General features: G+C 45.4%; 12 protein-coding genes. 5 read left to right on the top strand and 7 right to left on the bottom strand.

Annotated features, from left to right (window positions below):
* Positions 1-14: 14 nt before the first annotated feature.
* The 3 genes from N186_RS06920 to N186_RS06910 form a co-directional block, all read right to left on the bottom strand.
* Entirely contained in the window at positions 15-1,373 is a 1,359-nt protein-coding gene (locus tag N186_RS06920) for an APC family permease (RefSeq protein ID WP_020963071.1), read from the bottom strand.
* 105 nt (positions 1,374-1,478) lie between these two features.
* Complete coding sequence (locus N186_RS06915; protein ID WP_020963070.1) at positions 1,479-2,369, bottom strand: hypothetical protein; 891 nt, start codon at positions 2,367-2,369, stop codon at positions 1,479-1,481.
* A 186-nt stretch (positions 2,370-2,555) separates the two neighbouring features.
* Positions 2,556-3,374, bottom strand: coding sequence for a PIG-L deacetylase family protein (locus N186_RS06910; protein WP_020963069.1), 819 nt, complete (start codon positions 3,372-3,374; stop codon positions 2,556-2,558).
* Between the two features lie 129 nt (positions 3,375-3,503).
* Here N186_RS06910 and N186_RS06905 point away from each other — a divergent pair, with 129 nt between their 5' ends.
* Genes N186_RS06905 through N186_RS06890 form a run of 4 tightly spaced genes read left to right on the top strand, consistent with a single transcriptional unit; the run spans position 3,504 to position 6,704 of the window.
* Positions 3,504-4,271, top strand: coding sequence for a class I SAM-dependent methyltransferase (locus tag N186_RS06905; RefSeq protein ID WP_020963068.1), 768 nt, complete (start codon positions 3,504-3,506; stop codon positions 4,269-4,271).
* 13 nt (positions 4,272-4,284) lie between these two features.
* Complete coding sequence (locus N186_RS06900) at positions 4,285-5,004, top strand: alanyl-tRNA editing protein (RefSeq protein WP_020963067.1); 720 nt, start codon at positions 4,285-4,287, stop codon at positions 5,002-5,004.
* Positions 5,005-5,057: 53 nt separating this feature from the next.
* Positions 5,058-5,483 carry an EamA family transporter gene (locus N186_RS06895; protein ID WP_020963066.1) on the top strand — a complete coding sequence of 142 codons (426 nt, stop codon included), beginning with the start codon at positions 5,058-5,060 and terminating at the stop codon, positions 5,481-5,483.
* Positions 5,484-5,543: 60 nt separating this feature from the next.
* Positions 5,544-6,704, top strand: a complete 1,161-nt coding sequence (locus N186_RS06890) for a DUF763 domain-containing protein (protein WP_020963065.1) — start codon at positions 5,544-5,546, stop codon at positions 6,702-6,704.
* Here the strand turns inward: N186_RS06890 and N186_RS06885 are convergent.
* The 4 genes from N186_RS06885 to N186_RS06870 all read right to left on the bottom strand — a co-directional run bounded on the left by N186_RS06885 (position 6,657) and on the right by N186_RS06870 (position 11,818).
* Positions 6,657-8,249 carry an oligosaccharide flippase family protein gene (locus N186_RS06885; protein ID WP_020963064.1) on the bottom strand — a complete coding sequence of 531 codons (1,593 nt, stop codon included), beginning with the start codon at positions 8,247-8,249 and terminating at the stop codon, positions 6,657-6,659. The genes N186_RS06890 and N186_RS06885 overlap by 48 nt on opposite strands.
* 67 nt (positions 8,250-8,316) lie before the next feature.
* A complete protein-coding gene (gltA, locus tag N186_RS06880) occupies positions 8,317-9,726 on the bottom strand; it encodes an NADPH-dependent glutamate synthase (RefSeq protein WP_020963063.1) in 1,410 nt (469 codons plus the stop codon).
* Complete coding sequence (locus N186_RS06875) at positions 9,726-10,574, bottom strand: sulfide/dihydroorotate dehydrogenase-like FAD/NAD-binding protein (protein ID WP_240366729.1); 849 nt, start codon at positions 10,572-10,574, stop codon at positions 9,726-9,728. The genes gltA and N186_RS06875 overlap by 1 nt, the downstream gene beginning before the upstream one ends.
* Positions 10,575-10,774: 200 nt before the next feature.
* On the bottom strand, positions 10,775-11,818 hold the full coding sequence (locus tag N186_RS06870) for a hypothetical protein (protein ID WP_020963061.1): 1,044 nt from the start codon (positions 11,816-11,818) through the stop codon (positions 10,775-10,777).
* A gap of 121 nt (positions 11,819-11,939) precedes the next feature.
* On the opposite strand from N186_RS06870, the gene N186_RS06865 reads away from it, so the two are divergent.
* A complete protein-coding gene (locus N186_RS06865; protein ID WP_020963060.1) occupies positions 11,940-13,697 on the top strand; it encodes a hypothetical protein in 1,758 nt (585 codons plus the stop codon).
* Positions 13,698-13,706: the final 9 nt, after the last annotated feature.

Here is a 13,706-nt window from a genome sequence, read left to right as displayed (position 1 = left end):
AATATTTGTAGTTATTATTCGGGTATCTTCGGGTTTCTCCTAGCATATGTTACGTATAGTAGAAGGCCAACAAAAAGCCACGTGAAGCCGACTATTCTTCCCTCGGCATGTGTAGCTACCACCATGAGCCACAGCGCTAGGTTGGAGAAGAAGCCAAGGATAGCGCCAACTGGTATGAGCACCCTTCTATTCTTTATCTTTAAAGGCAGGTTGCCGGGAACCATGTATGGCCTATAGCGGTAGGGATCCTTTATTCTCAGAGCTACTACGGACAAATTCACTACCATATAGGATAAGAGCGCGCCAAAGTTGTAAAGGTCGGCTGCCAGCCCCAAGTGACCTGCATATGCTAGAGCAATCTGGATAACGGCGAAAAGGAGAATAGCTTTGTACGGTGTGTGGAATTTTTTATGGAGATCTGTGAGGACACTTGGAAGCATTCTTTCTCGACCCATGGCATACGCCATTCTTGATACACCAACTATTCCCGTGTTTGTAGCCACATAGCAGACAGTCATACCAATTATTGATATCCATACGGCAAGGAGAGCTCCAAAGGGAAGATGCTCGACTACAACCGCGGCTGGGTCCTTTTCTGATGACGCCAATGTTTCCCAGCCGACTACACTTACTGCGAGGGATGAGAAAAGAACAGAGAAAGCTACGACTACTATGGTTACAAGCTTGACGGCCCTCGGAATATTGAGGCCAGCTCTTTTTGTCTCACCAGCTGTTTGCGAAACAACCTCTATACCCAGGTAAGACGCCATTGCAACTGTTGTGCCGTACATGAAGTTGTCCCATGTGGGTGCTGTTCCAAGCTTTATTTGGTCAAAGAAAGGTCTAAAGCTTGTAAGATAACCTATAGCAAGTATGATGGATAGCCCCGTTATATCTATTAGGACTAATACTGCGCTGAATGTTGCGGATTCCTTTATACCTATTACGTTTAGAATTACTAGTATGAGAACCAATATAGAGGCGGTTAATCCAAAGAACTCTCCCTGTTTGAGTACCGGAACTAGGTGTCCAAGATAACCCGTTGTCGACATTGCGAAGATTGACCCTGTAACAACATAGTCGAGGAGGAGTGCCCAGCCAGTAAGAAAGGCAACAAATCTTCCAAAAGCCTTTTCGGCGAAAATCATGCCGCCCCCAGCTTCAGGCATGGAAGAGCTGAGCTCTGCGTAGCTTAGTGCAGTCAGAATATATGAAACACTAGCCACTGCAAAAGCAAGAGGGGTGGCTGCCATTGCATGTGCCGCTACGAGTCCTAGTGTCATGTAGATGCCTGCGCCCACGTCTGCATAGCCAAAGCTGAAGACGCCGAGCAGGCCTATTCTTCTACGTAGTCTCTCTTGGGACTCCCCCATACCTATTACTTTTTATTTTTGCTTTTCAGACTATAAAAATTTTTAAAAAGAGAGTTCTATGGCTCCGTAAACAGGAAGCGTAGCTAAATATAAAGATTAGGTTACTTATTTGTTTTTTGACCATCTGTAGAGTAAATATCCGCCAATTATTAGTGAAACTGCGAGTATAAGCCGCGGAGCTAGAGATATAAATATGAAGCTCATCGATAAAGGCTGGAAACTGTTCGGCTGGGGTTGCTCGCTTCCAGTTAAGGATCGTGATGTATAGAAACTCAGTGATGCTGGGTTTGTTTGAAGTTTGTAGGGCCACACGAGGAGTGCTTGATTAGTATCTAGTTGTATATCGTAGCTTGTATAGTTTCCAAAGAAGCTTTGCATGAGGCCTTGTATTTCGCTAGTTTTTATTGGTTTCACCCGTAGGTCTGAGGGTGAGATATGTGTTTCTAGCTCCTGGGACTGTGTAGCATTTAGAATGCTCATTGCGGTGTAGAGGGGAACTGCGAGAATCTTGAAATAGGCGTTGTCTGACTGGATGCTTATCGAGGCTGACCTTATTGGACTATAAATCAAATATGCTTTTGTCGTGTCCTCTATCATTGTTGAAAAGCCAGTCGCAATGTTTACCGAGCTTACTGACCAGAAGGCTACAAGATATGGGAGTATTATTGACGCGAAAATAGTTAAGAGAAGGATTCCCGTGCCTACAGCTACTAGAATGAGGGCTATCACCTCTACCACAGTTTTGTTTAGTGATTTTGTCTCCTCGTTCATTTTTTCACCATGTATGTTAAGTGTTTCAGTTTCTTTTAGTGGTAGTGTAGTGGTAGGCTCTCGCAGGATCTCGTTTACGTCAATTTTTTCGAGGGGGCCTATGTAGTGCCAAGTTCTACCATGTTTGACATAGACGTATTCTTTGCCTCCAACCATTTTAATAACCACAGATCCCTCTCTTCCGCATTTTGGACACCTGCCTCTCCCTATGCTCCTAGCACTCACGTGAATAATAGTCTTCGAATATATTTAATGGTAGTGTGGTGGTAATTTTTTGCCTACTTGTTTTTTGTGCTATTTATATAGAGGAAGAAGTTAGGCCTCTTTCATTCTTTAAACAAACTTTGCTGTCTCTAATACATGGGACATGTGCCGTGTACTTTTCCTTTCGAAAGAAAGTCGTTTGTGGTTTTAAATTAGCTCGCTTAACAGTGTTGCATGCATTATTGTGAGTGGGATTACTCTGAGGGGCTCCGCATATTTAGCGTTTATTTTCGTGCCATAGACCGCCATGATTAGCCTTATACTGAGCTCCAAGAGTTGCCAGCTTTCCTCGAACTGGCTTCTGTGTTTTCTAAGGGCCTGGAGCTTCTTCTCAATGAGGTCGTCAGCCGGCTGGAAGTAGTTTGGCTTGGACGTATAGTAGAAGATCATTCTTTTGACTGCGTGTGGAGGAGTTCCCCTGCAGAAGTGTGGTAGAGAAGAAAACAGAGAGGCTTCTGAGGCGAGTAGTCCTCCTATTCTGTGGTCGGGGTGTGGCTCGTAGAGTAACCATGGATCTGGGGCAAATACTATGTCAGGCTTTTCTCGCCGTATAACCTCCATGACGCGGCACATCGCATCTCTGGTGTATGGTAGCTCTCCGTCTGGGTAGTCGAGCCAATATATCTTAGATACGCCGATAACCTGGCCTGCTTCTTCTTGTTCTTTCTTCCTTGTTAGCGCAAGCTCTCCTGGAGTGATTGATGGATTGGTTGTTCCCTTGGAGCCGTCTGTAAGTGTTAGATATGTGACTTTTATCCCTTTGTCTGCTAGATAGGCTAGTGTCGCTCCGCATCCGTATTCACAGTCGTCTGGATGGGGCTGTATGCATAGTACATTACTGGTTTCCTCGAAGGGGGAGCTTATTTCTGGGAAAATCTCGAGTGCTATTTTCCTGAGCGCGTTTTCTGACCCTTCTCTCTGGGCTAGAAGCCTTACCTCTTCTTCTAGGCTCATTGCTACTACCATCGTTTATCTTTGCTTTAAAACATATATACATCTTTCATATCTTTGTTAAAGAAGATAAATCCTTTTACATCTTTTTCGTTTTTGGATTCTTACAGCAAGTATATATTTGAGACAAAATAATTAAGCATCGTGTTGAAGGACGAAAGCTATGCTACTTATTACGATTTACTGTACTCTCACAGAAATATTCAAGCAGAAGTAGACTTCATTGAGAAAGTCCTCAGAGAGTGCTCACTAGTACCGGTGAAAAAGGTACTAGACGTTGGCTGTGGCACAGGTATCCATACACTTGAGCTTGCCAAGAGAGGCTACACAGCGGTAGGTGTCGATGTTTCGCCAGCAATGATCGAGGCTGCACGTAGGAAGGCTGTTGGCTTGCCAAACGTTGAATTCGTCTTGGCTGACGCAACCAATCTTAAATTTGACAGAGAGTTCGACGCGGCTATAGCCTTTTATGGTGTTGTAAGCTATTTTAGGGACGATGACTCGCTATTAAAGTTCTTCAACTCTGTCCGCAGGGCTTTGAAGAAGGGGGCTGTCTTCATATTTGACACGTGGAGCCTTGTAGGGGTTCAAGCAAAAAGGGTATACTATGAGACGCCCTTTTCTAGCTTCAGGAAAGCAGGCTCGATGCTTGCAATCAAGGAGGAGAACTGGAGAATCGATTTTTTAGAGGAAGTCGCATATGCAGAGATACAATGGTCTGTGATAGACCTGCCTAGGAACGAGATCAACGTGTTTAAACACGACTTGACGCTTAGACTCTTCACGCTGAGAGAGCTTACACACTTCCTCTACGAGTCCGGGTTCGAGCTATGCAAGACGTATGAAGACTATGCTGGGCGACCATTCACCGAGAATAGTAGCGAGATAGTTGTTGTTGCAAGGGCCATATAGCCAAGGTGGAAAAGTGACTGAGGAACTTTTCCTCAAGGATGCCTATCTCAAAGAATGCGAAGCCAAAATAACTGGAGTTGAGCTTCTCAAGGGCTCCAAGGCGTACATAGAGCTTGACAGGACAATTTTTCACCCCCTCAGTGGTGGACAGCCGTCAGACGAGGGTACAATTTCTTCAGAGAGCATGACATTTAGGGTAAAAAAGGCTATAAGGCAAAACAAGCAGATAAGGCATTGGGGCAAGATCGAAGAGGGAGAGCCACGCGTAGGCGACACCGTTAAATGTGTGCTAGACTGGGAAAAGAGATACCTAGTCATGAAGCTTCACACGGCCGGACATATCCTGGACTATGCAATGATGAAGATCTACGGAAAACTTGTAGAGACCGTGGACGCATATCATGGCCCGCCCGAAGCATACTTGGTCTACAAGGTTAGTCAGCCCCCAGAGACCTCACAGCTTGAAAGTATAGCGAACGAGGTTGTCGATGCAGGCATAAATGTCGTGGTAAAGTTTGTTCCTAGGGACATGCTTGAGAAGGTGACATATAATGCTCCGAATCTTTCTAGGCTTCCGTTGCTCGGGGAATACAGGATAGTAGAGATAGAAGGCATAAACTCTATGCCCTGTTCAGGGACACATGTGAAAAACACGAGAGAAATTGGCCGCATAAAGATTCTAGGCATCACGAATGAAATTGAGGGTGTAAAGGTCAAATATTCCGTGTATTAGCGTGATATTCTAAACGCTACCACTTTATCTTTGTAATTTCAAGGAATTTATCGATGAAGATGAATGAATGGCTGATTCTAGCAATCCTAGACGCGTTTTTCGCCGCGCTAGCAACAATATTCGCCAAGATTGGTCTACAGAATGTTGACTCGATGACTGCGACAGCCCTTAGGTCTATAGTTATGATGTTTTTCGCAGTGGGCATGATGCTGGCCTTTAGGGGGACAGGCTTCATTTCTTCTATTACTTCTCGAGAAGCAATCTACATCATCCTTAGCGGTATAGCTGGGGGCGCGTCCTGGATTCTCTACTTTTTGGCTCTGCAGAAGGGCGAGACAACCCCTGTTTCGCTCGTAGACAAGTCGAGCCTAGCCTTTGTTGTCCTCCTATCTGTCCTTGTTCTTCACGAAGAATTAACGCTTAAAAAGATAGTTGCCGTTGGGCTTGTCTTGGCGGCTATCTATATTCTCGCCATCTAAACTTTCACTCTTCTTTGGAAAAGCTTTATTTTTCTTCTCGGCGAACAAATTGTAGGATAAATGAGGACAGGTATTGCAGAGCTACCACTCCACGGGGGAAAGGTTCCAGCGTGGCTATTGTCTAGATTGGAGAAGCTTTCAAAGATCTTAGTCACTTTGATAGTTGAGGAATACGGGACGCTTGGCTTACTTGAGAGGATTTCTGACCCAGTGTATTTTCAGGCCATAAACAACATTATCGGGATGGACTGGGACAGCTCTGGCTCTACTACTGTTACCACGGCTATAATTAAACGTGTCTTGTCTAGAGAAGAGCTAGGCGTAAGGGCCTGCGGTGGAAAGGGTGTCCACAGCCGAGAAGCCCCAGACGAGATTAGAAAGGTCTCGGAAGAGTTTGGCCTCGACGCCTCTAGCTTTGTTAGGACTTCGCGTCTCGTGGCAAAGATAGATAACACGGCACTGCAGTCTGGCTACCAGCTTTACCACCACGTGTTTTTTGTAGATGAAGAGGGAAACTGGGCAGTAGTTCAGCAGGGGATGAATACTGTTGACAAGATGGCCAGAAGGTACCACTGGCTATCAACAAAGGTCTCAGATTTTACCCGGAATCCTCACAGCGGGATCCAGGGTAGGAGAGAGCCTTTTGCCCTCAACACCATAGCCGACGACTCTCAAGAGTTTAGAAAGCTGTCAGTGGAACTTATCAAAGATGAGCCGGAAAAGTTGCCAACGCTTTTCGCGGAGGCAAACAGGCTCCTCGAGGGCTATGTACCATTGACGAGCTATGTTCCTTATGACCCACACAAGGTAAGAGAACTCAGGGAGAAATTCCGGAGACTCGGCAAGCCATCTCTAAACAAGGATGTATGGCTTCAGTTAAGAGAGGTGAACATAGATAGCTTCTCTGACCTCCTCTTGTTAAAAAACGTTGGACCAGCAACGATACGTGGACTAGCTCTTGTAGCTGAGCTAGTATATGAAGTGCAACCGTCTTGGAGGGACCCCGTGACTCATCCACCTGTAGATCCATTCAAGTTTGCATATGCTGTCGGCGGCAAGGATGGCGTCCCCTTCCCAATAGACAGGAAGCAGTACGACGAGCTATTGTCTATCCTCAGCGAGCTTATGTCTCGAGTCAAGGGCGACGCGAAGATAATGAAAAGGCTTGCAGCGTTAACTCGTAGCTGGGCTCCCCCGCCGGAGGAAAAGATTCCCACGTAGGCTTTCCTTTGCGACAATTATTCTTTCTAAGATGTCCAGGAAAAGCTCTATTATCCTTCTCAAAAATTGCGGTACCCTCAAGGTAGATCTTACGAGCTCAATTTCCCTATGGGTTACTGCGCCGAGTAGTGATGAGAGTAGAACGTATAGTGAGAGATAGATGGCTCCAAGCAAGGTAACCCTGATAAGCGCATGCGTGGGAGGTAAATTTATGCACATAATTATTGGTATTGGAATAAGAGCTGAAAGAAGAATCTTGCCTTTCTTTGAAAAATCGATTTTGACGCCAACTTTTTTGCTTTCCCAAAGAAGCATGGCGTTAGAGGAAAGGGAGGCTAGCAGTACTGCGATTATGACGCCTTTTATGCTTTGGGTTGACGCCAGGTAAAAGGCTAATGGCACATAAATGGCCGAATATACCAATGTAGACATAAAGACGACTTTTGGCTTTCCGATTCCCTGGAAGAAGCTACCCCATACAATGGAGCCTATCAAGGAGTATAGATAGATGAGAATATACATTGAGAGATACTCTGAGCTCGCCATGTAGCTAGCGCCGTAGAATATCCTTACTATGTCTCTGGCTTCCACTACTGTAAATAGCGTCACTGGCGTGAGGAGAAGTGCCGTCATTGTTACTGCTACATCTACAGCGTTTGATGCTTCTCGGGGATCCCTGAACTTTGAGAATGCAGGAAAGAGAGAAGTAGATATGGGCAATGTAACGAGTGTAAGTAGAGATGCAAGGTTGCTTGCCGCTTGGAAGTTTCCAATTTCTAGGTAGGATGCATACCTAGACAGCAACGCGCTTTGATAGGTTGAGAGGAGGGTCGATACAAGGGTACTAGTGAAAATAGGGACGCTGAATACGAGGAGCTCCCGCAGATATGGTGCAATTCTTTCGTCTTCGGAACAATCTGTGCTATACCTTCTTGCTACAGATAAAAGTATTAAAAGACCAATCAGAGAAGCAAAAATGTAGCCTGAAACGTATCCCGCTACAGCGCCGAGAACCCCTAGCCCAATTAGGACTAGTAACGGGCTCAATATTGATCTAGACGACTGGAAAACTATGTTGAGCAGGCCTGCTCTACCAGACATTCCTATGCCAACAAAAATGGCCGTAAGTGAGGAAAGAACCGATGAGAACAAAATAATGAATGAGGTTACTTTTACAAGGGGGGCAATGTCGCTTCTCCCCAGGATAAGCTGTGTCAACAGTTCGGCTGAGAGAAACGAGAAAACTGTTAAGGGAAGCGCTGTAAGAATCTTGAAAAATAGTCCCGCCTTCATGTAGCCTCTAAGCCTGCAACCCGTGTTTATTGCCGTGTATCTCGTGATGCCTGAGTCTATGCCTAGACCTGCGAAGACGAGCAAAAGACTTGGAACAACTGTGCTTAGAGCATATTTTCCATATGCTTCAGGCCCCAAAAGCCTTGTCAAAATTATTGAACCTATTCCCGCTATGAGTGTTCCCAGAAACTGTCCTGTAAATAGCTTGAAAGCACTTTCCATAGTTGATGAGGCTAAGTCGTCAAGGGACATTGAATTCATCTTTTTAATCCTTTAAAAATAAAAATATCACGCTAGTGGAAAAATAAAGATGAAAAATCTATATCCGTCCCTCAGATATGTCCCGATGTATGGTTTGGGATGCACGTCTACCCGTTCCCATTGCCTCGATAACTGTTGCCTCTCCGAGTACAATGTCTCCGGCAGCGTAGACTCGTTTCATACTTGTCCTTAGCTCGCTGTCAGTAATGACGCGGCCCTCTTCGTCAACTTTTATCTCTGGAGTGGTTCTTGCAATTAATGGGTTTGGATGAGCTCCTATAGCGATTATCGCAGTGTCGGCCTCGAATATGAATTCGGAGCCTGGGACGGGTATAGGTTTTCTCCTGCCTGTTGCGTCTGGTTCGCCAAGTTGCATTCTAATGCATTCTATGCCTGTTAGGATGTCGTCTTTATTGCCAATGAATCTTATGGGCTGGGTTAGCAACTGGAACTTGACGCCTTCCTCTTTGGCGTTTATTACTTCCTCCCTCCTTGCAGGCATCTCTTCCTCTGTTCTCCTATAGAGAATGTATACTTCTTCTGCACCAAGCCTCACAGCTGTCCTAGCGGCATCCATAGCTACGTTTCCGCCACCGATAACAGCAACTCTTTTCCCGATCTTTATTGGCGTGTCGTATTGTGGGAAAAGGTATGCCTTCATTAGGTTTACTCTCGTTAGGAACTCGTTGGCAGAATATATGTTAACAAGTGTCTCGCCCGGGATGCCCGGGAACTTCGGGGTACCTGCACCTGTCCCAAGGAAGACAGCTTTGTATCCGTCTTCTAGGAGATCCTTTATAGTGTATGTTCTGCCTATAAGAACATTTGTCTCTATGTCAACTCCAAGTCTTCTCAAGTAGTCTATCTCATACTCGACTATTCTCTTTGGAAGCCTAAATTCTGGTATACCATACATTAGGACGCCTCCAGGCTTATGAAGGGCCTCAAACATTGTGACCTCGTAGCCCAGCTTTGCAAGGTCTGCAGCCACTGTTATGCCGGCTGGACCCGATCCAACTACAGCCACCTTGATGTTTCCGTTAGATGGGCGATTTGCTATCTCCTTCTCTGCTAGCTCTTTTGCAACACCCTCTTTCAGAGCCCAGTCAGCTACGAATCTTTCGAGTGCTCCAATTGCTGTAGGCTTCTTGAGTTTATTGAGTACACATACTCCTTCACATTGATGTTCCTGGGGACAGACCCTGCCAGTAATAGCTGGAATAGCGTTACGCTCCTTGATGATCTTATAGGCAGACAAAAAGTCGCCTTCCGCAATCTTCTTTATAAAGCGGGGGATCTCTATTCCTACAGGACAGCCTTGAACGCATGGCCTCGGTGGGCATTGGAGACAGCGCTTTGCCTCTTGTATCGCTTCTTCCTCTGTGTATCCCAGTGCAACTTCTTCAAAGCTACGTATCCTCTTCTCAACTGGAAGCTTTCTCATTTCAACCCTATCCTTTACTGGCATTATGCTTTCACCTCTAGAAATCTCTTCAATGCTAGTTGTTCCTCTGCCTTATAGGCGTTAAGCCTCTTGATTAGGACGTCAAAGTTTACCTGGTGTGCATCAAAGTCTGGACCATCTACACATACAAACCGTGTTTTCCCACCTACTTCCACCCTACATGCCCCGCACATCCCCATGCCGCAAAGCATGAGGGAGTTGAGGCTAACAATTGTCTTAACGTTAAATGGCCTGGTTACATCTGCACATGTCTTCATCATTATTGCTGGTCCGACAGCGATGACTCTGTCCACCTTTAAGCCGCTATTTAATAGGTCTCTTAACTCGTCCGAGACAAAACCTTTCCTGCCCTTAGAGCCGTCGTCAGTTGTAATCCTAAGCTCGTCGCTTACCCTTCTCATTTCCTCTTCATATATGAGTAGATCCTTGTTTCTCGCGCCAATTATGGAGATAACCCTGTTTCCTGCCTTTTTAAGCTCTTTTGCCATCGGGTATATTGCAGCAATACCGACGCCTCCACCCACACATACCACTGTGCCAAACTTCTCTATCTCCGAAGGGTTACCGAGGGGGCCAACCACATCGGTAATGACGTCTCCTACCCCTAACCTCCCCAATTTATAAGTAGAAACACCTACCTCCTGAAAAACGATAGTTATCAAACCCTTCTCTCGGTCCCAGTCAGCAATAGTCAATGGTATCCTCTCGCCTTCCTCTCCAACTTTAACAATTACAAACTGCCCTGCACGCGCCTTAGCGGCTATCCTTGGATTGTAGACCTTTATCTCCTTTATTCTGGGGGCAAGCTCTTTCTTCTCTACTATCTCGTTAAGTCTAAACAACTGCCTCACCACTTTTAATTCATAATAAAAACCTTAGCAAACATATTTAAATTTGGCTTTATAACATAGTTACTAAAAATGTTACAATTATTTCAAAAACTACATGTTTGTAAAGAATATTCCACTCACAAAGTAAGTAAACTTTTCAATGCAAAAAAGATAGTTAAAACCTGCAAGAAAACAGGTACTCTTTAAAAAATTAAATTGCCTCATGGATAAATATTTTCCAGCTCAACTGCAAAGTCCAATGAACGTATGCCAAGGAGGCAAGCAAGTGGGCTATGAAGGTAGTAGTCTTGTTCCTGGTTGTTCCACGTGACTTTAGTAGAGGGAATAATTCTGGGGCATCCGGTACTATAGAGGAATGTTGGTATCCCTGTTGGCAAATTTATTGTTAGGAGCATGACTGGCGCCTCGCTTGATTGATAGTGCTCTACAGCGTAGATTGATGGACATGATGTAAGCCTTCTAACTGGCAGAGATGTTTTGCTTATATTTTCTAAGTAAGCCACTATTCTGGATCCAAGCGTCTCGTTTGCTGGCGACAATATAGTGGAAGTGTTTCCAAGCCGGCTTACAATGATCTTGTTTTTGAGGTCGGCGATGACGGTATCGACTTTTTCAAGACGTAGTGTCTTTAAATCGTTGTCCAGTGTGGGCCATTCGCCTTTTTTAGCATATATAAAGCTTGCTTGGAGATTTTCCACCTCAAACATTGGAAAGAAGTTGCCTAGATATTTTCCATTTGGAAGATAGTAGCCTTTTCCTGGAACATATTGTAGGATTGCTTTACGTGTGGATATGCTTTGCGGAAGAAGAACCATAGAGTGGTTTTCCAGCAACACGGCTTCGTCAAATTTCAGCGTAAACTCAACGAGAAAAGTGGACCCATTTGTTTTTTCCACGTGTACAAGCAACTTTGAGCTATTGGCTGGGACCAGAACATCTCCAAATGGAGACTCTACTATTATCGCTATAGCGAATCTATACTTGAGAATAACAGATAGTTCGGGGAGCCTTTTCTGGAAGTCTATTCTACAATCATTTAGTATCATCTCGAGTAGAGAAATATACTTGTCGGCTTCATCTGTGTTTCCCACTTTGCTTGGGCTTGTTACCGTGTTTGTTGATTCAGGACTCTGTACTGCTTCTCGCGAGGGAGAGATATAGTGAAGGAAAATCAGGTAGAAGACAATCAAAGATAGGCAAAACAAGACAGCCAGGAGTTTCCCTCTAGAGAGTTTATTTACCATTTCTTCTAGAGTAATATTATTAGCCCAGCGAAATAAAGTTTTTGGGTAAATGCCAGACAAAACATTGTTCTACGCAAAGAAAAAATAGTAGTTTTACGATTTTTTATCTTTGAGTCCAGGAATGGCGAACGCGGGAGGTATCAATGGAGACAAAATCTCAGAGAGAGTTATCCTGCTAAAGAGGTTTTTGCCCCAGCTGGAGGGCCCTCCGCCGAATCCCTTTAAGGTCAAGGTTTTAAAGGAGACACTTGGACTAAGCGTTTTCGAGCAACCGAAAACAATCGAGGAGCTGGCTCGGGTCATTTCTGACGAAGACTTGAAGAAGCTTTTCTCTTATTCTCCTTACAGGTCCCTCTATGATTTCCGTGGGAGGTATTATACCGTTGAAGGAGGAGAGCTTTTACTGAAAGATTCCAGTAGTAGTGTGGAAGAGGCCGTTAAGGAGGCGATAAGGGTTCATGGATTTAAAGCGTATGCTGTCTTGAAGAGCCTTGTTGAGGCTGGGGAGGCTTCCTTTAGCTATATCTCGGCGCGTGCATCAGAGCTTTCTAACGAGAAGATATACCCTACCCACCTTTTGGCTGAGCTAAGGGATAAGTGGAGACTTGTCTGGGAAACTGAGGAGGACGGGGAAAAGCTTTGGAAAATGCCTGAAGAGATAAGGCCTATTGTTCAGAGCGTTCTCTCGAGCTATGAGTCGGCGGGGCTGAGGAGGTTTAGCACTAAGCAGGCTGAGGAGGAATTCCTCATGGTCTTGAGGATGGAGGAGGAGCTTAGGGCATACATAGAAAAGATGTTTTCCGATAGGCTTGACGCTGTGCTTGATTTTGCTGAGAAGTTTTCTGTCTCTTCTCTGAGAAACTACTTGGTAGATTTATTTGGACCTGTGGTATTCTTTGACGAGCTCTTAACCTTGACCCAGCAGTACTCTCTCGCAGACGTAGAGGTTGTAACAAAGGAGGGACACAGGGCTCTGACTACTGGCTTCAATTTGGCTCTTTTCGGGGAGCCTGGGACTGGCAAGACATTTGCCACGAAGGACTTTATTCTGGGCAACGATAAGCTGGGCGTCCCACCACACGGCATCCCTGGGATAAATCGGTACTGCGGCGGTATGACTCCTTCTATGTTTATCTCTATTGGAGAGGCGTATGAGGGGAGACGCTTCAACTTCATCATCACGGAGTTTAATGACTGGTTCAAATATAGGGGTATGGTCGAACCGCTGAAGCTTGCGATGGAGGGGGGAACCATTGTGTATGAGACAAAGACTTACCGGGTTGGTCCATACAGGTTTAGCTCGTTTTTTAGCGTGAACTATAATACACGTGTCTATGAACGTGGCTACGAGGTAACTGTCAATGATCCTAACTTCAACGCGATAGAGGACAGGATGCTCTGCCGTTTACACAGGCTTACGAAGGACAAGTACCGCGAGCTTGCCGAGAGCCAGAGGAGGCTCATGCTTGGGATTTCTGCTAGAAAAATGGCGGAAGTTGCACCATTCATACGGGACCACGTGACGCTGGTTTACGCCGTCTCTACGGGGATCAAAACTCGCGGGGGACTAGGGAAGAAAAAGGTTCTCCTGACAGAAAAGGAGCTAGACCAGCTAGAGCGGGCACGCGAAGCCATATTTGAACAACTAGGAGAAGTCCAAGTCCTTCCTTTCTCCATGAGGCTTGAGCGCAGAGCTCTACAGCTAGCCTCTGCCCTTAGCCTTGTCAACTTCTTTAGATCAGAAGAAGAAGTTATAGAAGTTGACCGGGACGCATTGAGGCTGGCTCTGAAGTTCTACGTGGAGGAGGCCTGGGTAAGATCCCAGGAGTCTTTCAGCTTGGCTGAGGTCTCAAAGAAGCTTGGAATAGACAGCGTCTAGAGACATGGG

Source organism: Thermofilum adornatum, from assembly GCF_000446015.1.
Classification (GTDB): domain Archaea; phylum Thermoproteota; class Thermoprotei; order Thermofilales; family Thermofilaceae; genus Thermofilum; species Thermofilum adornatum.
Note: the sequence above shows the minus strand (reverse complement) of the source record. Positions and strands in the feature narration are given on the sequence as shown.